This window comes from Arthrobacter sp. K4-10C (genome assembly GCF_059090085.1).
The window spans coordinates 452,681-470,553 of the sequence record NZ_JBNHFI010000001.1 but is presented as its reverse complement, the minus strand read 5'-3'; the positions used below and the strand labels follow the sequence as shown (position 1 = coordinate 470,553).

Here is a 17,873-nt window from a genome sequence, read left to right as displayed (position 1 = left end):
CTTCCGGGCGTGCCGTGGACTCGCCCGCGCTGGACGCCAACGGGGCTTCCGGGCGTGCCGTGGAGGGTCCCTCAGGCCAGGGAAGTTGCGAGCTCCTCGATGATCTCGAACTGCTCGCGCACGCCGCCCTCCATGCCGGACTGCGCAATCATGTCCCGAACTTCCCTGCTTCCCGTGTTGGTGCGGATGCTGACTGTGGTGGCGCCGCCGTCGGCCTCCTCGAAGGTGACCGTGTTGACCACGGCGCCCTCTTCGCTGTCCGCTGCGGCGCCCGGCACCTCCATCACCTCGGTCTGGACGATCCGCTCGTTGGGGACTATCTCTCGGTACGTCCCGTGGAATGCCACCTCGAACCCCCCTTGCGCCATCATGACGTACCGCCATGCGCCGCCCACCCGGAAGTCCATGTCCGCCACCGTCATCTCGCCCCGCCGGCCCGGCCACCACCTCCTGACAAGCTCAGGTGTGGTCCAGGCCCTGTAGACGAGGTGCCGGGGTGCGTTGACCGTGCGGGTGATCAGGATTTCCTCGTCGCTGGGGAAGGTGACCTCCATGGTGCCGCTGCCTGCCTGTGCCACTGCCCTGCTCCTTCTCTTAGCTTTCCTGCTGTTTCAGTTCGTCAAGCACGTCCTCGAGGAGCTCGAACCGCTCGGCCCAGAGGTGCTTGTAGCCGGCTGCCCAGGTGTAGATGGGTTTCAGGGCCTCGGCGTTGAGCGAGTAGACGCGTTGCCTGCCCTCGTCCCGAACAGAGACTGCCCCGACTTCCCGCAGGACCCGGAGGTGCCGGGACACGTGCGGCTGCGCCAGGCTCAGCCTGTCCACGAGCTCATTGACCGTGCACTCGCCGGCCGCCAGGGCGTCCAGGAGCTCCCGGCGCCGCGGTTCTGCCACCGCGTTGAAGGCATCCACTGTGGTTGCTGCTCGTGCCATGGAGTAATCATATATCCATATGGATATGTTTTGAAGGTTTCCCCGGACTTTTGTGCGCTCGGCTACCGGCTTGGTCCCGCCGGTAGTGTGAACCCCATGCCTGCCATCGAGTTGCCCTTGCCGGACCTGCCGCCCCTGGAGGAGCTGCTGGCCGGCGCGCACGTGGTCAGCCTCCCGATGCGGGTGAAGTTCCGCGGCATCATGGAGCGCGAATCGCTGCTTTTGCGTGGCCCGGCCGGGTGGGGAGAGTTCTGCCCGTTTCCCGAGTACCGCGATGCTGAGGCCTCCCGCTGGCTTGCCGCGGCGATTGAGGCCGCATGGCTCGGCTTTCCCGCGCCCCTGCGGACGGTCATCCCGGTGAACGCCACGGTGCCCGCCGTCCCCGCCCACCGGGTGCCCGAGGTCCTGGCACGCTTTGGCCGGGTGGACGCCGTGAAGGTCAAGGTCGCCGAAAAAGGCCAGACCCTGGACGACGACGCCCACCGCCTCGCCGCCGTCCGGTCCGCACTGCCGGATGCAGCCCTGAGGGTGGATGCCAACGGGGGGTGGGACGTGCCGACGGCCGTGGCGGCACTCACCCGGCTGTCCGCCGTCGGGCTGGAATACGCGGAGCAGCCCGTACCCACCATTGACGGACTCGCGGAGGTGCGCTCACAGCTGCAGGCGGCCGGCATCCCGGTGCCCATCGCCGCCGACGAAAGCGTCCGCAAGGAGGAAGACCCGCTCCGCGTTGCCCGTGCCGGCGCCGCCGATCTGATCGTGGTCAAGGTGGCTCCGCTCGGGGGAGTGCGGAACGCGCTGGGCATCGTGGCCAAGGCTGGGCTGCCCGCCGTCGTCAGCTCTGCACTGGACACATCCGTTGGGATCCGCGCGGGCCTGGCCCTTGCCGCCGCGCTGCCGGAACTGCCGTACGCCTGCGGCCTGGGAACGGTGTCGCTGTTTGAATCGGACGTCATCCTGGACCCCCTGATGGCCGACGACGGCGCCATCCGCCTCCGAGACGTCGCCGCCGACGCCGGGCTGCTTCAGCGGTACGCCGCTTCCCCCGAGCGGCGGGACTGGTGGCTGGCCCGGCTGCGTCGCGTCCACGCGTTCCTCGCCGCCTAGGACTCTCTTTCACTTTTGGCGGGTTTTCCCGCGACGCTCTCTCACTTATGGTGGGTCTCCCTGGGACACTCTTTTCTTCTGGCACCGTTCCTGCAGGTCACGCGGGGTTAACCGGGACTTCACTTGTCTGATGTTTCCGCGTAGAAAGCGGCTGACAGGGTGGGCACCGACCCCAGAGGAACATTTTGGAAGGCACCCTCATGTCTGAAACGCCCACCCGCAAATTCACGCTGCTGCCGATGCTCGGCCATACCAAGGGCAAGCGCAGTGCCGTCACCTGCGCACTGAAGTGCGACAACGCCTGCGCAGGCGACGTCTGCAACACCAGCTCCAACAGCTACTTCCGCGACATCGCCTCCGCCACCATGTCCCGCCGCGCCGCCCTGGGCTTCGGCGCCGCCGGTGCCCTCGCCGTCGTACTTGGCAGTGCTGCCACCTCTCCTGACTCCGCCAGCGCCGCGGGCCTGTCCAAAGCGGCGAAGGAAGGCTTCGGCAAGTCCAAGCTGCAGTTCACCGCCATCCCGTCGATCGACGCCATGGTGGACGCCGTCACCGTTCCCGAGGGCTTCACCTGGCAGCCCATCATCCGCTGGGGCGACCCCATCTTCAACGATGCGCCGCAGTTCGACCTGAACAACCAGACGGCAGCCGCGCAGGAGAAGCAGTTCGGCTACAACAATGACTACACGGACATTCTGGAAATCCCTGGCAGCAGGGGCAACCGGGCGGTCCTGTTCTCCAACCACGAATACACGAACGAGAACATCATGTTCCCGGGCACCATGCCGGCAGAGCAGATGCGCGCTGTGGGTGCGGCCGCGCACGGCCTGTCAGTGGTGGAGCTGGAGCGCAAGAACAAGAACAAGCCGTGGAGCTACGTCAAGGGCGCCCGGCTCAACCGGCGCTACTTGAACAGCACAGTATACGAACTGACCGGCCCGGCCGCCGGTTCCTCCCTGGTGAAGACCGTCGCAGATCCCACCGGCCGTGCCATCAAAGGCACCCTGGGCAACTGCGCCGGCGGCACCACGCCCTGGGGCACCATCCTCTCCGGCGAGGAAAACTTCAACGGCTACTTCGTGGCTCCCGGCACCTCCGCCTCGGACAAGCGCTACGGGCTGACCTCCAAGCCCACTGCCCGCCAGTGGGAGCTGGACGATCCCCGCTGGGACACCCGCAACCCGGGCTACGAGAACGAGGCCAACCGCTTCGGTTACATTGTGGAAGTTGACCCCTTCGACCCCACCTCCACTCCGAAGAAGCACTCCTCGCTGGGCCGCTTCAAGCACGAAGGCGCCAATGTCATCATCGCCAAATCCGGGCATGCCGTGGCCTACTCGGGCGACGACGAGCGCTTCGACTACCTCTACAAGTTCGTCTCCAGGGACAAGTACCGCGAGGGCGACCGCAAGCACAACATGACCCTGCTGTCCGCCGGCAACCTCTACGTCGCCAAGTTCACCGGCAACTCGCCCGCCGCGGAAATCACCGGTACCGGCGCCCTGCCCTCCGACGGCGCCTTCGACGGCATCGGCGAATGGCTGCCGCTGGTGGTTGACGGCAAGTCCGCCGTTCCGGGCATGTCCGTGGAAGAGGTCCTGGTGTACACCCGTTTGGCCGCCGACAAGGTTGGCCCCACCAAGATGGACCGCTGCGAGGACGTGGAGCCCAGCCTGCACACCGGCAAGGTCTATGTGGCCTGCACCAACAACTCCAACCGCGGCACTGGTTCCAATGAGAAGGCCACCGAGGTCAACCCGCGCAACGAGAACCGCGACGGACACATTGTGGAGATCACCGAAACCGGCGACCAGACCTCCACCACCTTCACGTGGAACCTGCTGATGGTGTGCGGCGACCCCGCCCAGGGCGACGTCACCTACTTCTCCGGCTTCCCGGTGGACAGGGTCTCACCCATCTCTTGCCCGGACAACCTCGCTTTCGACTCCGTGGGCAACCTCTGGATCTCCACTGACGGCGCTCCGTCCGGCATCGGCAGGGCGGACGGCCTGTTCAAGGTCACTTTGGAAGGCGCCGAGCGCGGCAACGTGGAGCAGTTCCTCGCCGTCCCGCGGGACGCCGAGACCTGCGGCCCCATCATCCACGACGAGGAGCGCACCGTGTTCGTCGCCGTGCAGCACCCGGGCGAGGACGGCTCCTTCGAGAAGCAGGTTTCCTTTTTCCCCGACTACGTTGCGGCGGGTACGACGCCAGCAGCCGGCCAGGCGCGTGCCCCGCGTCCGTCCGTGATCCAGGTGTTCCGCGGCTAATCCCCGGACGGGGGTTGGGGCGCCAGGAGTGGGAGAGCGTCGGGGGTGGCAGACTGGTTTGGTGACTTCGCTGAACGAACCGGCCCCCGACGCTGCCCCTTCCGACGCAACCGCCGACTCCCACACCGAGGATGCGGCCGATAGTGAGGAGGCCGCTCCTGAGCTCAGCGCCCTCGCGGCAGCGCGCATCACCGTCAGGACCCTGCTCGACGGCGGGGTGCGGCACGTTGTAGTTTCGCCGGGTTCCCGGTCAGCGCCCATGGCATATGCGCTGGCCGAGGCGTCCGCTGAAAGCCGGGTGGAGCTGCTCGTCCGCATTGACGAGCGCGCGGCCGGGTTCACGGCCCTGGGGCTGGCGCTTTCCACCGGTTCGCCAGCGGCCGTCCTGACCACGTCCGGGACCGCCGCCGGCAACCTGCTGCCGGCCGTCATGGAGGCCAACCATGCGGCAGTCCCGCTGATTGTTTTGTCCGCCGACAGGCCCGACGAACTCCGCGGCACGGGCGCCAACCAGACCACTATCCAGCCCGACCTTTTCGGTGAGCAGGTCCGCTTCGCCGCGGATGTACCTGCCGGCAGCAACCCCGAGCGTGCCGTGCAGACCGGACTTTCCGCGGCCACCGGCGCCTTCGCCGAGATCCCGCCCGGGCCGGTGCAGCTCAACCTGGCGTTCCGGGATCCGCTGGTCCCGTCGCCGGACGACGGGCTCCCGACGGCGGTGGAGCGGCAGCGCTTCCGGATCGGGACCGAGCCCCTCGTCATGAACCTGCCCCCGGCTGCGGCGCAGCTGCCGGAGCGGCGGACCGTGGTACTTGCCGGGCACGACGCCGGCCCTGTGGCTGAGGCGTTTGCCCGGGCCCACAGCCTGCCGCTGCTCGCCGAGCCGTCGTCCAACTCCCGGTTCGGACCCAATGCAGTGGGTCCATACCGGCTGCTGCTCGAGCATTTCGGGGCAGGTTCCGCCCAGCCCGTCGAGCGCGTGGTGCTGTTCGGGCGGCCCACCCTCTCCCGTCCGGTCGCGGCGTTGCTGGCCAGGCCTGACGTCGAGTCAGCCCTCTACCAGCCCGTCCCGGTCGCGTGGTACGAGCCCGGCCGGCGCACCGAACTGCCGCTGGAAACCCTGGCCGACCTCGCCGACTTCGCCGGCCGCGGCGCGTCCGCGTGGCTGGACACCTGGCTGCTTGCCGGATCCGCCGCACAGCACGCCCTGGACGGGGTGTTGTCCGCCGAGGCTGCGGCCACGGGACCATCCGTGGGCGCCCTGGTGTGGCGGCACACCGGAGGGCAACTGCTCCTGGGCTCGTCCAACGGCATCCGCGACGTGGACCTCGCCGGCCTGCCCGCGCCGGAACCCGCCGCCACCGTCTACGCCAACCGGGGCCTCGCCGGGATCGACGGCACCATCTCCACCGCCACCGGCCTTGCGTTGGGCGGGCGGCAGGAAACCACAGTCCTGCTGGGCGACGTGACCTTCCTGCACGACGCCGGCGGCCTCCTCCTCGGCGCCGGGGAGGAGCAGCCGGACCTGCGGATGGTGGTGCTCAACGATTCCGGCGGCGCCATCTTTGGGCTGCTCGAGCACGGTGCCGTCGAGGAGGCCGGCAAGTACGGAGACGCCGTCGAGCGCCTCTTCGCCACCCCGCACTCGGTGGACATCGCGGCACTCGCCGCAGCGTACGGCGTCGGGCATTGCTCGGTAAGCACGACGGCGGGACTCGCCGAAGCGCTTGCCCAGCCGGTGTCGGGGCGCAGCATTGTGGAGGTCCGCACGGACCGCCGCTCCCTCCGGCAGTTGCACGCCCGGATCAGGGGCGCCGTGGCTGCCGCCGTCGGGGGAGTGCTGTCGCCGTAATCAGTCACCCTGTTGGCGGCGTGAACTGGCTCGCCGTGAACTCTGCTCCCTGCGGGTCCCGGATCAATGCCTCGCGCGTCCAACCGGTGTCGTCTTGCTTTAGGACCTGGCCACCGAGCCGCTCGGCGTCCAGGACCGTCTGGTCCCGGTCGGCAACAGCAAAGGTGACGTGCCAGTGCGGCGGTTCATTGGCGGCAGTGCCCACTACCCAGGCGATCGCGTCCTCGAAGCCGGGCGGGGCCTCAAAGTCTGATTGCCGGGCCCTGATATCCGGATCGACCGTCGCCTCGAGGTGGTCGCCATACCCGGGCTTTCGGACCATCATGCCGAAGTCGGCGTCCCCCATCCCGAAGCCGATGTTGTCCACCTGCCAGCCGAACGCGACCTGGTAGAACCGGATGGCGTCGGTGGGGTTGCGCGTGTGGAGGTCGCTGAAATTCCAGGTCCCCGGCTGATTTACCGCTTCCGCCCCTGGCCGCCGCCCGGGCTGCCAGACGCGGAACTCGACGCCTTCAGGATCCGCCAGTGCCGCGCTGCGGCCGGACTCTCCTGCATCGGCGGCCGCGGCCCGCAAGCTGGCGCCGGCGGTGACCAGACGCTGCACCGCAGCATCCGCGTCGTCGACGGAGATGTAGGTGCTCCACGCCGGAACGTCATCCGGGCCGCCGGCCATCCCTGCCACGTCCCGGCCGTCGAGCTTTGCCACCAGGTAAGGGCCCGGTGCTCCGGGACTCGTTACTTCCTCGAAGGTCCAGCCGAAGAGACCGGCATAGAAGGCGGTTGCAGCATTGATGTCCGGTTGTGTTGTGTCGATCCAGCAGGGGACGCCGGGTGGGTAGGTCCGTCCGTTCATGCCTCGCTCCTGTATTCCTTGGCCGCCGCTTCGAAAGTGGGCAGGCTGCGTTCGATCATGTCCTCGTTGGCCGTCAGGGAAATCCGGAAGAAGCCCGGCGTTTCGAACAACGTGCCGGGAAAAACAAAGACGTCGCGGCGGGCGAGGGACTCTGTGTACGCCTCGTCGTCAGGGCCGGGGGTGGATACAAACAGGTAGAAGGTGCCTTCCGGCGGCTGCATCATGTAGCCCATGCCGCCCAGCGCATCCACCAGACGGTTCCGGCGGCTCTCCAGCTGCCCGACGTCGATGGAAAACTTTTCCAGCTCGGGCAACGCGTGCTGCAGCAGCGCATTCGGGTACACCCAGCCCATGGCCACTTGCAGGCCGCTGATGGCGGGTCCCAGCTCGTCCCGGAGCGGCATAGTGGGCGGCAGCGCCAGGTAGCCCACCCGCTGGCCGGGGGAGAGATGGGTCTTTCCGTAGGAGTATGCCAGCAGCGTATGGGGGTAGAACTCGGCCGGGCTGTGGAACCGCACGCCGTCGAACACAATACGGTTGTAGGCCTCGTCGGAGATGACGTAGATGCGGCGCCCAGTCCTGGCCGACGCCGCCTCCAGCATTTCCGCGAGCCGCTGCAGCAGTTCCGGAGGATAGATCCGTCCGGTGGGGTTGTTGGGCGAATTGACGATCACAACGCGGGTCCGCTCCGTGATGGCCGCTTCGATCGCGCCGAGGTCGAGATCGAACGTTGCGGTGTTGACCTTCACCTTCACCGGCACCAGCCCGGCTTCGAGGATCAGCGGCTCGTACAGGAACCACGGCGGCAGGCTGTAAATCACCTCGTCGCCAGGATCTGCCACGGTCTTCAGCGCCAGGGCGATCGCGGCGAACCCGCCGGTGGTGAGGTAGATGTCCTCCGTTCTGAAGGGCACGTCCAGCAGGCGCTGCAGGGACTGGGCGGCGGCCTCCTGCGCCGTCTCCACGTTGGTCTTGTAGGCGAACCACTGGTCATTACGGGGAGACAACGCGTCCCGCAGGGTGTTGACGTAGCGGTCCGACGGCATCTGGTGCGGATTGCCGAACGTGAAGTCGCAGACGCCGGGCCGGTCCTGACCCCGGGACACGTACTTCCGGATGTAGGAGTCAACCCGCTGGAACGAGGGGATGGCCGCCAACCGTGCAGCGCGTTCAGAGACCGCTGCCGCCCGGGATGCTGATGGCTGGTTGTTCATGTCGGCGCTCCTGTTTAAACCAGCCGGTGGGACGGCGGCCGGACGGTCAGCGCGCTGCTGAGTCAGGGCTGTGGTGGGACCCATTCTCGGCTCCAACACGGCCGGAAGTAAAGGTCCGCACAGTGGTGCGCATCGCCGTCGTTCGTATTCCACGCGGCTCGACGCTCAAGTTGACCCAGGACGCACAAAATCCCCGGCGCTGCGGAAAAATCCGTAGCGCCCGGGATTGTGCGCAGCGAAAGCGGGGAGGGACCTACTCCTCGATCTCGATGTGGGTGGGATCCAGGACGCGGCGCAGGAATTCCTTGGTGCGCGGCTGCGTGGGGGCGCTGATGACCTGCTCGGCCACGCCTTCCTCCACCACAACGCCGCCGTCCATGAACACCACGCGGTCGGCCACTTCGCGGGCGAAGCCCATCTCGTGCGTGACCACCAGCATGGTCATGCCCTCCTTGGCCAGGTTCCGCATGACGGAGAGGACGTCGCCCACCGTCTCCGGATCCAGCGCTGACGTGGGCTCATCGAAGAGCATCAGCTCGGGGTCCATGCTCAGCGCACGCGCAATGGCAACGCGCTGCTGCTGGCCGCCGGAGAGCTGGTCCGGGAAACGGTCGGCCAGGTGACCCAGGCCAACGCGCTCCAGGTTATGGAGGGACACCTTGTCCGCCTCGGCCTGGGACCGCTTGAGGACCTTGGTCTGGGCGATGGAGCAGTTGCGCTTGGCGTCCAGGTGCGGGAACAGGTTGAACTGCTGGAACACCATGCCAACCTTGCGGCGCATCTTGTCGATATCCACGTCGGGATCGGTGGCTTCGAAGCCACCCACGTGGATGCTGCCCTGGTTGGGCTGCTCCAGCAGGTTGACGCAGCGGAGCAGGGTGGATTTGCCGGAGCCGGAGGGCCCGATGAGGCACACGACCTCCCCCGGCGCCACGTCCAGGCTGATGCCTTTGAGGACCTCGTTGGTGCCGTAGGCCTTGCGCAGGTCCTTGATGGAGACGCCTGCCGCGTGAATTGTGCCGGTGCTGCCGGCTGAATGTACGACGTCGTTCATGGCTTCCCTGCCTATCGTTTGGTCCGCGCGGAGCGGCTTTCGAACTTCCGGGCCAGGAGGCTCAGGGGGATGGTGATGACCAGGTAGAAGGCACCCGCCACCAGCAGCGGCGTCAGGCCGGCACCCAGGCTGGAGATGCCGTCGCGGCCGAACTTGGTGAGCTCGTACTGCGAGGCGGTCAGGCCCAGGACGTAGATCAGCGAGGAGTCCTTGGTCAGCAGGATGATCTCGTTGGTCAGCGGCGGCAGGACGATCTTGAACGCCTGCGGGATCACGATGGTCACCATGGCCCGCCACTGCGGCATGCCCAATGACCGGGCGGCTTCCATCTGGCCTTTGGGGACAGCCTGGAGGCCGGCGCGGAGGGTTTCGGCGATGTACGCCGACGCCACCATGCCCAGCGAGATCATCACGATCACTGTGACGTTCCAGGAAACGCCGAAGGCCAGCGGAACGCCGTAGCCAAAGGCGATAAACACCAGCAGCGCGGGGATGCCGCGGAAGAATTCGATGTAGCCGGTGGCGATCCAGCGGTACAGCGGGAAGCTGGAGAGTTTCATCAGGGCCAGTACCAGGCCGCCGGAAAGGCCCACAACGAAGCCGAGGAAGGTGTAGATCAGGGTGTTGACCAGGCCGGTGACGAAGATGTCCGGGAACATAGGCCCGATTTTGGCGAAGTTGAAGACGCTGTTGCCGATGGTTTCCCAGTCGGTGGCCAGGATCAGCGCGGCGACGGCCACTACAAAAATTCCGGCCTGGACATACAGGCTTGTTCTGGCTCGCTGACGTGCGGTCATTGCCATGGGTTGCTCACATTCATTATGCGTGGCTGGGGCCCCGGACTGCGGTACAGCGTGTCCGGGGCCCCAACTGCGTGGTTCTCAGGGCCGCGAAGGCTCCAAGGCGATGGACGCCTCAGGCCCGCGCTCTGGCTACTTGGCGGTTTCGCCGAACCAGGTGGTCTTGAACTTTTCGAGCGAGCCGTCGTCGGTCAGGCGCTTGAGCGTGCCGTTGACCTTTTCCGCCATCGCGGTGTTGCCCTTCTTGATGGAAACACCCAGCTGCTCGCCGGTGGCGAATTCCTCGACGCTCTTGAACTTGGGGTCGTCCTTGATGGCGTAGCCCAGGACGGACTGGTTGCCCAGGGCAGCGTCGATGGTGCCGGCCTGGAGAGCCTGCACCAGCAGTCCGGTGTCTTCGAACTGCTGGGCTTCGATGCCCTGTTCCTTCGCGTAGTCGGCACCGGTGGTGGCCTGCTGGACGCCCACCTTCTTGTTCTTGGCATCGTCAAGGCTCTGGATGCCGGAGCTGTCGCTGGCAACCAGGGCCAGGTCGTCATCCAGGTACGGGGTGGAGAAGTCCATGACGGCTTTGCGGGTGTCCGTGATGGAGATCGAGGAGATGCCCAGGTCGCACTGGGTCAGGGCGGTGCCGGTCTCGATCGCTTCGAAGGAGCTGTCCACGATGTTCAGTTCCGCGTCCATGTCCTTGGCGATTTCCTTGGCGATGTCCACGTCGAAGCCGACCGTTTCGCCGTCCTTCTGGAATTCGAAGGGCTCGTAGGGGACGTCCGCGCAGACCGTGAGCTTGCCTGGGTTGATCAGCTGGATGCCGCCTTCGGACGCGGCTGGCGTTGAACTGCCGCCGCCGCACGCCGTAAGGGTGAGGGCGCCGACGGCGAGAACTGCTGCTGCCTTGGCGGTGATCTTGGCCGTGGCCAGGGACTTGAGCTGCATGTTTCTTTACCTTTTGTTGCAGGGGTATGCGGTTCTAAATCGGTTCATAGTGTAGCGCCGATATTGAGATGTGCATCACAGGAAACTTAGTTTCACTATTGGATAACTAAATCACAGTAGAAATCAAGCGTGTCGCATGCCGATCTGTCTGCAATCCCGGACGCTTGGCGCAACTAGGTAGCAGCAAGTGTCGTTTTGAGCCCCCTAAACGACAGGTACTGCTACCTAGTTGGGGGAGGGCGCTTGTTGGGGGAGGAGGCTGGTTGGGAGGGGCGAGGGAATCAGGTGCTGATGCCAAGCGACTCCAGCATCGGGCGGAATTTTGCCCACGTTTCGGCCAGTTCCACCTCAGGCAGGGAACCGTCCACTATGCCGCAACCGGCATACAACCGGACGGTGTCCGGAGCCTCGATCACGGCACCGCGCAGGGCAATTCCCCATTCGCCGTTGCCGGTTGCGTCGAGCCAGCCCACCGGGCCGGCATAGGGGCCGCGGTCCAGGTGCTCCAGCTTGCGGATCAGTGCGCCCGCCACCTGGGTGGGCGTTCCGCAGACGGCGGCCGTGGGGTGCAGGGCGTTAATCAGCGCCAGGCAGGTGGGGACGTGGCCTTCCACCTCGGTCAGCTCGGCTTTGACGTCGGACGCCAGGTGCCACACATTCGGCAGTTCAAGGATGAAAGGTTCGTCGTGCGCGTTCATCGCCTCCGAGAACGGCGCCAGCTGTGTGGTGAGCGACTGGATCGCAATCTCGTGCTCATGCCGCTGCTTCTCCGACCCCGCCAGCACCCGGGTGGCGTAGTCCATCGGAAGGCCGTCCTCGCCGTGGGCGTCACGCCGGTCCAGCGTTCCGGCCAGCACGCGTGCCTGGGCTGTCCTGCCCTCCACCTGGATCAGCATCTCAGGGGTGGCACCCACCAGCCCGTCAACGCCGTAGGTCCAGCATTCGCGGTACCGCACCGCCAGCTCGCGCAGCACCTTCGCAGCGTTCACACCTGTGGGAATGGTGGCCACCACGTCCCGGGCCAGCACCAGCTTCTCCAGCGCCCCCGTGCGGATTTCCGCCACCCCCGCGGACACCGCTTCCATCCAGGCTTCCTCACTGAGGGATCCGGTGTGGAGTGTTGCGCCGGCGGCCAGGGGGAGCGGGCGTACGACGGCGCCGCCTGGCCGGGCGGGAACGGCGCGTTGGGGCAGGACCCTGGCGGAGTCCGCTGCCGCCGTCGCCATGGCCCCGTCCGCAAGGGGTGCGGCGGCAGTTGCTGTGCCCCCGCCAACCCAGCGGTCCAGCGCGGCAAGGGCACTCTCCCCGGTGAGCTCGCCGTCGTCGAATGTCAGCTGTGTGACCCAGACCTGGCCGTCCCGGACGCCCACCACCACCTCCGGCACGATCAGCCGGGACTCGTGCGCCGAGGTTTTGGAGAAGGCGAAGGACCCGAAGGCGACCGGGCCGGTGCCGGGCAGTTCCACCAGGTCCGTGACGTCCGCTTCGATGACCAAGTGCCGCCACCAAATGTCGGCTTCAAGGAACCGTTCGGGACCGGTGGCGGTGAAGCGCGCGATCTCGCCGAAGCCGGCAAGGCCGGCCTCGCGGCGGGTCCAGCAGAGGACGTCGTCCCGCACCAGAAACGAAGGCAGCCCCCCGGGGAATGCATTGCCATCCAGGGGGACTGTCAAGGTGCGGATCGTGCTCGTCATGATGAGACAACACTACTCCCGACCGCAAAGCCGCCTTCAGCAGCGGAGGATCATAGGGCATCCCCGAATGCGCGGTGAGTCAAAGGGCCTGTGGTCCGGGGCCTGCGGAACATTTGAGACAATGACATGGTGAACCGAGCATCCTTGGAAAAGCGTCCGGACGAAGTAGCCACCATGTTTGACGACGTCGCACCGAAGTACGACGTTGTGAACGATGTCCTGTCCATGGGGCAGACCCGCCGCTGGCGCAAGGTTGTGGTGGAAGCGATGGAAGTCTCCAAGGGCCAGCGCGTCCTGGATCTGGCCGCCGGGACCGGTACGTCCAGTGAGCCATATGCCGATGCAGGAATAGATGTTGTGGCCTGCGATTTCTCGCTAGGGATGCTCAAGGTGGGCAAGCGCCGCCGCCCGGACATCGACTTCATCGCCGGCGATGCCACCAACCTCCCGTTCGCGGACAACACGTTCGACGCCACCACCATTTCCTTCGGCCTGCGCAACGTCAACGAACCGAAGAAGGCGCTGCAGGAGATGCTCCGGGTCACCAAGCCCGGCGGCCGGCTGGTCATCGCCGAGTTCTCCCAGCCCGTGGTTCCGCTCTGGCGCACCATGTACACCGAGTACCTCATGCGCGCCCTCCCGGCAATCGCCGTCAAGGTCGCCTCCAACCCGGACGCCTACGTCTACCTTGCCGAGTCAATCCGCGCGTGGCCGGACCAGGACCACCTGGCGGCCTGGCTGCAGGAAACCGGCTGGGAAAACGTCACCTACCGCAACCTCACCGGCGGCATCGTGGCGGTCCACCGCGCGTTCAAGCCCGCGGAGTCAACGGCTGGCACTCCAGGTGGAACGGCTGCCGCCATTGCCGCGCACAAGGGCCCGGTGGCCAAGCTGCGCCGCAACATCACCCGTTGACCTCGTGAAGGTACTGATTGTCGGCGCGGGTCCGGCCGGATCCACCGCTGCGTATTACCTTGCCAGGGCTGGCACTGAAGTCACGGTCCTGGAAAAGACCAGCTTCCCCCGCGAGAAAGTATGCGGCGACGGACTCACGCCGCGTGCCGTCCGGGAAATTCAGAAGCTCGGCCTGCCGCACCCGGAAAACGACGGCTGGCGCCGCAACAAGGGCCTGCGGCTGATCGCCGGCGGCCGGACCATCGAACTGCCGTGGCCCGAGGTTTCCGACTTTCCGCAGTACGGCCTGATCCGAACCCGGCTCGGTTTCGACGAGGAACTGGCCCGGCACGCACAGGCTGCCGGGGCCATCATCCTCGAACGGCACAGCGTCACCGACGCCCTGCATTCGGAGGACGGCCGCGTCACGGGCGTCCGCGCAGCGCTCCTGGACGAGTCCGGACGCAAGACGGGGGAGACGCAGGACTTCAGCGCCGACGTCGTACTCGCCGCTGACGGCAACTCGACGCGCACGGCTGTGTCCCTCGGCATCCGGAAGCGCGATGACCGCCCCCTCGGCGTCGCCGTCCGCACCTACTTCACCTCGCCGCGCACGGACGACGACTGGATGGAGGGCTGGCTGGAGCTCCCCGGCCGCGACGGGAAACTGCTGCCCGGCTACGGCTGGGTGTTCGGTGTGGGCGACGGCACGTCCAACGTGGGTTTGGGCATCCTCAACTCGTCGAAGGAATTCGGCAAGCTCGACTACAAGCAGGTGCTGCGCGAATGGACCGCCGGCATGCCCGCCGACTGGGGCTTCACGCCTGCGAACCAGGTGGGCGAAATCCGCGGCGCCGCGCTGCCCATGGGCTTCAACCGCACACCGCACTACTCTCCGGGCATGCTCCTCCTGGGTGATGCCGGTGGCATGGTCTCCCCGTTCAATGGCGAGGGCATCTCCTACGCGATGGAGTCCGGGCGATTTGCCGCCGAGTTCATCGTTGACGCCTCCGCCCGCCTGGCTTCTTCGGGCGGAACGTACGACGCCGACGCGCACCTGTCGCGGTACGCGGACTACGTGCGGGACCAGTGGGGATCGCACTTCACCCTGGGCCGGGTGTTTGCCGCGCTGATCGGCAAGCCCGCCGTCATGAAACTCGCGCTGCGGACCGGCATGCCCATCCCGGTGCTGATGCGGTTCGTGGTGCGGCTCCTGGCCAACCTCACGGACCCGTCTGCGAAGGGCTTAGAGGACAGGGTGATCCGGGTCCTGGAGTCGCTTGTTCCTCCGACATCCAATACCCCGTCTGCTACGAATCAGCGGTATCCGCAACAAAAAGTTAGGGTTAACCCGTGACCAAACCCGCAGAGCACAGCTGGACCCATGCCGGACACGGCATGACCGACGCTGAGCCAAGCCTCAACACCAGCGCCATCGCCACCGGCCTCCAGCTCCCGGCGGGTTTCGCCGCCATCGCCGAAGATGCAGAGTTGGGCCCGGCCATCACCAACAACCTGGCCAAAGTGGAGAAGAAACTGCGCGAAGCCATCGCCAACTCGGATCCGCTGGCTGACGCAACGTCGCGCCACCTGGTGGAAGCCGGCGGCAAGCGCATTCGGCCGCTCCTCACGCTGCTGTGCGCCCACCTTGGTGACGCTTCCCTGCCCGCGGTGGTGCAGGCCGCCGTCGTAGTGGAACTGACGCACCTGGCAACCCTGTACCACGACGACGTCATGGACTCAGCCCCGTTCCGCCGGGGTGCGCCCACGGCGCACGAGGTGTGGGGCAACTCCGTGGCTGTCCTCACCGGTGACCTGATCTTTGCCCGCGCCTCTATCCTGGTGTCCGAGCTGGGCTCGCGCGCGCTGGGCATCCAGGCGCGGACGTTCGAGCGGCTCTGCCTGGGCCAGCTGCACGAAACCGTGGGCCCGCGCCCGGACGAGGATCCCGTGGAGCACTACCTCTCCGTCATCGCGGACAAGACCGGTTCGCTGGTTGCAGCTTCCGGCCAGCTCGGTGCCATCTTTGCGCAGGCAGACCCCGCATACGAGGCCGTGCTGGTGGAGTACGGCGAGAAGGTGGGCGTGGCCTTCCAGCTCGCCGACGACGTCATTGATGTCACCGGTGTCAAGGTGAAGTCCGGCAAGTCGCCCGGAACGGATCTCCGCGAGGGGGTTCCTACCCTGCCGGTGCTGCTCCTGCGGAAGGCTGCCCAGGGCGGCGACCAGTCCGCCGTCGAACTTCTCAAGCTGGTGGACGGGGACCTGACCTCGGACGAGGCGCTGGCCGAGGCTGTTGCCGGCCTCCGGGAGCACCCGGTTACGGCAGCATCCTGGGTTGTGGCCCGGTCGTGGGCCGACGAAGCCATCGCCGCGCTGGCTCCGTTGCCGGAGGGCGTAGTCAAGGAATCGCTGTCCAACTTCGCGCTGGCTGTGGTGGACCGCGCCAGCTAGCTCTTGTGAAATCTGTGGAAGCCTGGCTCCTGCTGTACGGGAGCCGGGCTTCTTCTTTGCGGCTGATTGAACGCTGCCGCCGGCAGCTGGCTGTTAAGCGGGATAGCCCCGGTCCGCAGCAACTTGCGTTGCATTGAGCCGGGGCTACCTCTCCGTTCGCATCAGACCCGCCGGAGGCGTTTAGCGGATCCGGAAACAGTCTATGACAGATCTGTCACAAATGGCAAGCTCTTTGTTAAAAGTGATGTCACAGCTTTTCCGTGCTGGATTTCCCCACCTTTCGGTGAAGGACCCTCTGAAGGCCCGGCGGGTCGCCACGACGCGCCGGTGCGCAGGGGTCATAACCGGGGAAACCCAGCACCACCTTGTCCACATATGGTTCGGCCGCCCTGTCCCGGCTGACGGATATCGGGTCTGCTGGCCCTCATGGACCTTTCCCGTTTCCTCCACCAGGCGGGCTCGGTGGCCCGGACATCCACCCTCCTGCGGGCAGGATTCAAAGACCGGGACGTCCGCAATGCGGTGGCGGGCGGCGAGATTCTTCGTCTCCGGCATGGGGTGGTTGCACTGCCCGGCGCTGCTCCGGACCTGGTGGGCGCCGTTCTGGGCAACGGACTGCTGACCTGCGTGTCGGCTGCCGGCCATCGACAGCTCTGGCTGCTCCACGAGCCGCGGGCACTTCACCTGCTCTGCAAACACGGTGGTCCCCGCGATGCCGTGGTTCACCGGGAGTCCCTGGTGCCGCCGCCCGATAGGCTGAAACCCGTCGCCAGTACCACCGATGTCCTGATCCACAGCCTGCGTTGCCTTCCGGCCATGGAAGCTGCCGTCATCGTTGAAAGTGCGGTGCGGCAGGGCGTAACCACGCTGGGCTACCTGCGGGAAAAGCTGCCCGGTAACCGCAACGGCTGTGCCAGGAGTGTGCTGGACCTGGTGGATGGGACGGCGGACTGGGCAATCGAGGTGGTTTCCCGGATACTCTTCCGCAGCGAGGGGATCCACACTGAGACCCAGGTTGAGCTGCCGGGGATCGGGTTTGTGGATTTCCTCCTGGAAGGATTCCTGATTGTAGAGATCGACGGCGGCAGCCACCTGGAGCCGCGGCAGGTGAAGAAGGACAGGGCAAGGAACAACGCGAGCACGCTCACCGGCTACGCGGTGCTCCGATATGGCTACGCGGACGTGGTTTACAACCCTCGAAAGATCATTGATGAGGTGTGGCAGGTGCTGCGCGGCAGGGTGGTGCGCTGAGATTCCCCGGGTTTGCGCCGGCGGACCGGGGACACGTCCGCGAAACCGGGTGACACGCCGTCGAACTGCTCCAAAGCTGGGGAGACTCAGCGGCCAGCCAAGAGAAATGCGGTCGCATAAGGAGCAAGGAAGCCCTACTCCTCGTCGTCTTCGAAGGCCCACTCGAACATGTCGAACACGAACTCGGAGAAGGTGCCTTCCTCGGACTTCCACTGGCCCCGGGCATTGTTGCGGCGGTAGACGATGGGGTCCGGGACACTGAGGTCACCCACCCGGAAACCCCAGGTGTACTCCTCTTCCTCGTCCTCGAGGAACATGAGGAAGCCTTCGTCGTCCACTTCGAGCTCGTCCGGGTCCCAGAAGTAGTGGTAGGCCTCCATGAGGTCCTCGCAGCCGCCCAGCGCCAGGTAGAACTCGCGCAGGACCAGCGGGATCTGGAATTGGTGGTCGGCCAGGGCTTTGTCCAACTCCTCTACGGACAGCCCGTCCGCTTCCTGCCATTCATCCTCGAGATACTTCGGAACCAGCGCGCGGAATTTCTCGAGGAACATGTCAGTCATGCTC

16 protein-coding genes are annotated in these 17,873 nt (G+C 66.3%); 7 read left to right on the top strand and 9 right to left on the bottom strand.

Annotated features, from left to right (window positions below):
• Positions 1–71 precede the first annotated feature (71 nt).
• Both AC5RUU_RS02185 and AC5RUU_RS02180 read right to left on the bottom strand, forming a co-directional pair.
• On the bottom strand, positions 72–578 hold the full coding sequence (locus AC5RUU_RS02185) for an SRPBCC family protein (protein WP_493973560.1): 507 nt from the start codon (positions 576–578) through the stop codon (positions 72–74).
• 16 nt (positions 579–594) lie between these two features.
• Positions 595–930 carry an ArsR/SmtB family transcription factor gene (locus AC5RUU_RS02180; protein WP_493973559.1) on the bottom strand — a complete coding sequence of 112 codons (336 nt, stop codon included), beginning with the start codon at positions 928–930 and terminating at the stop codon, positions 595–597.
• 96 nt (positions 931–1,026) lie between these two features.
• Between AC5RUU_RS02180 and AC5RUU_RS02175 the strand changes: the two genes are divergently transcribed.
• The 3 genes from AC5RUU_RS02175 to menD all read left to right on the top strand — a co-directional run bounded on the left by AC5RUU_RS02175 (position 1,027) and on the right by menD (position 6,159).
• On the top strand, positions 1,027–2,037 hold the full coding sequence (locus tag AC5RUU_RS02175; protein ID WP_493973558.1) for an o-succinylbenzoate synthase: 1,011 nt from the start codon (positions 1,027–1,029) through the stop codon (positions 2,035–2,037).
• A 200-nt stretch (positions 2,038–2,237) separates the two neighbouring features.
• On the top strand, positions 2,238–4,307 hold the full coding sequence (locus AC5RUU_RS02170; RefSeq protein WP_493973557.1) for a PhoX family protein: 2,070 nt from the start codon (positions 2,238–2,240) through the stop codon (positions 4,305–4,307).
• Between the two features lie 61 nt (positions 4,308–4,368).
• Positions 4,369–6,159 (top strand): 2-succinyl-5-enolpyruvyl-6-hydroxy-3-cyclohexene-1-carboxylic-acid synthase, encoded by a 1,791-nt coding sequence (gene menD, locus AC5RUU_RS02165; protein ID WP_493973556.1) that lies wholly within the window; start codon positions 4,369–4,371, stop codon positions 6,157–6,159.
• A 4-nt stretch (positions 6,160–6,163) separates the two neighbouring features.
• Here the strand turns inward: menD and AC5RUU_RS02160 are convergent, their stop codons facing one another.
• The 6 genes from AC5RUU_RS02160 to AC5RUU_RS02135 all read right to left on the bottom strand — a co-directional run bounded on the left by AC5RUU_RS02160 (position 6,164) and on the right by AC5RUU_RS02135 (position 12,710).
• A complete protein-coding gene (locus AC5RUU_RS02160) occupies positions 6,164–7,012 on the bottom strand; it encodes a VOC family protein (RefSeq protein WP_493973555.1) in 849 nt (282 codons plus the stop codon).
• The gene (locus AC5RUU_RS02155) at positions 7,009–8,226 is read right to left on the bottom strand and encodes an aminotransferase class I/II-fold pyridoxal phosphate-dependent enzyme (protein WP_493973554.1); all 1,218 of its coding nucleotides are present in this window, start codon (positions 8,224–8,226) and stop codon (positions 7,009–7,011) included. The genes AC5RUU_RS02160 and AC5RUU_RS02155 overlap by 4 nt, the downstream gene beginning before the upstream one ends.
• Positions 8,227–8,479: 253 nt before the next feature.
• The gene (locus tag AC5RUU_RS02150; RefSeq protein ID WP_493973553.1) at positions 8,480–9,280 is read right to left on the bottom strand and encodes an amino acid ABC transporter ATP-binding protein; all 801 of its coding nucleotides are present in this window, start codon (positions 9,278–9,280) and stop codon (positions 8,480–8,482) included.
• An 11-nt stretch (positions 9,281–9,291) separates the two neighbouring features.
• Entirely contained in the window at positions 9,292–10,083 is a 792-nt protein-coding gene (locus AC5RUU_RS02145; protein WP_493973552.1) for an amino acid ABC transporter permease, read from the bottom strand.
• Positions 10,084–10,212: 129 nt separating this feature from the next.
• Positions 10,213–11,016 (bottom strand): ABC transporter substrate-binding protein, encoded by an 804-nt coding sequence (locus AC5RUU_RS02140; protein ID WP_493973551.1) that lies wholly within the window; start codon positions 11,014–11,016, stop codon positions 10,213–10,215.
• A gap of 281 nt (positions 11,017–11,297) precedes the next feature.
• Positions 11,298–12,710 carry an isochorismate synthase gene (locus tag AC5RUU_RS02135; protein ID WP_493973550.1) on the bottom strand — a complete coding sequence of 471 codons (1,413 nt, stop codon included), beginning with the start codon at positions 12,708–12,710 and terminating at the stop codon, positions 11,298–11,300.
• A gap of 129 nt (positions 12,711–12,839) precedes the next feature.
• On the opposite strand from AC5RUU_RS02135, the gene AC5RUU_RS02130 reads away from it, so the two are divergent.
• The 4 genes from AC5RUU_RS02130 to AC5RUU_RS02115 all read left to right on the top strand — a co-directional run bounded on the left by AC5RUU_RS02130 (position 12,840) and on the right by AC5RUU_RS02115 (position 17,309).
• Positions 12,840–13,625 (top strand): demethylmenaquinone methyltransferase, encoded by a 786-nt coding sequence (locus tag AC5RUU_RS02130; RefSeq protein WP_493973682.1) that lies wholly within the window; start codon positions 12,840–12,842, stop codon positions 13,623–13,625.
• 4 nt (positions 13,626–13,629) lie between these two features.
• Positions 13,630–14,961: a geranylgeranyl reductase family protein gene (locus AC5RUU_RS02125; protein WP_493973549.1), complete on the top strand. Its 1,332-nt coding sequence runs from the start codon at positions 13,630–13,632 to the stop codon at positions 14,959–14,961.
• Complete coding sequence (locus AC5RUU_RS02120) at positions 14,958–16,058, top strand: polyprenyl synthetase family protein (RefSeq protein WP_493973548.1); 1,101 nt, start codon at positions 14,958–14,960, stop codon at positions 16,056–16,058. The genes AC5RUU_RS02125 and AC5RUU_RS02120 overlap by 4 nt, the downstream gene beginning before the upstream one ends.
• A gap of 426 nt (positions 16,059–16,484) precedes the next feature.
• Positions 16,485–17,309, top strand: coding sequence for a DUF559 domain-containing protein (locus AC5RUU_RS02115; RefSeq protein WP_493973547.1), 825 nt, complete (start codon positions 16,485–16,487; stop codon positions 17,307–17,309).
• Positions 17,310–17,443: 134 nt separating this feature from the next.
• Here the strand turns inward: AC5RUU_RS02115 and AC5RUU_RS02110 are convergent, their stop codons facing one another.
• Positions 17,444–17,869 (bottom strand): hypothetical protein, encoded by a 426-nt coding sequence (locus AC5RUU_RS02110; protein WP_493973546.1) that lies wholly within the window; start codon positions 17,867–17,869, stop codon positions 17,444–17,446.
• Between the last annotated feature and the right edge of the window lie 4 nt (positions 17,870–17,873).

Bases quoted from the DNA above. Each gene is read 5' to 3' on its own strand.
- AC5RUU_RS02180 (WP_493973559.1), bottom strand. From the start codon at position 930: ATGGCACGAGCAGCAACCACAGTGGATGCCTTCAACGCGGTGGCAGAA.
- AC5RUU_RS02175 (WP_493973558.1), top strand. From the start codon at position 1,027: ATGCCTGCCATCGAGTTGCCCTTGCCGGACCTGCCGCCCCTGGAGGAG.
- AC5RUU_RS02170 (WP_493973557.1), top strand. From the start codon at position 2,238: ATGTCTGAAACGCCCACCCGCAAATTCACGCTGCTGCCGATGCTCGGC.
- AC5RUU_RS02160 (WP_493973555.1), bottom strand. From the start codon at position 7,012: ATGAACGGACGGACCTACCCACCCGGCGTCCCCTGCTGGATCGACACA.
- AC5RUU_RS02155 (WP_493973554.1), bottom strand. From the start codon at position 8,226: ATGAACAACCAGCCATCAGCATCCCGGGCGGCAGCGGTCTCTGAACGC.
- AC5RUU_RS02150 (WP_493973553.1), bottom strand. From the start codon at position 9,280: ATGAACGACGTCGTACATTCAGCCGGCAGCACCGGCACAATTCACGCG.
- AC5RUU_RS02145 (WP_493973552.1), bottom strand. From the start codon at position 10,083: ATGGCAATGACCGCACGTCAGCGAGCCAGAACAAGCCTGTATGTCCAG.
- AC5RUU_RS02140 (WP_493973551.1), bottom strand. From the start codon at position 11,016: ATGCAGCTCAAGTCCCTGGCCACGGCCAAGATCACCGCCAAGGCAGCA.
- AC5RUU_RS02135 (WP_493973550.1), bottom strand. From the start codon at position 12,710: ATGACGAGCACGATCCGCACCTTGACAGTCCCCCTGGATGGCAATGCA.
- AC5RUU_RS02115 (WP_493973547.1), top strand. From the start codon at position 16,485: ATGGACCTTTCCCGTTTCCTCCACCAGGCGGGCTCGGTGGCCCGGACA.
- AC5RUU_RS02110 (WP_493973546.1), bottom strand. From the start codon at position 17,869: ATGACTGACATGTTCCTCGAGAAATTCCGCGCGCTGGTTCCGAAGTAT.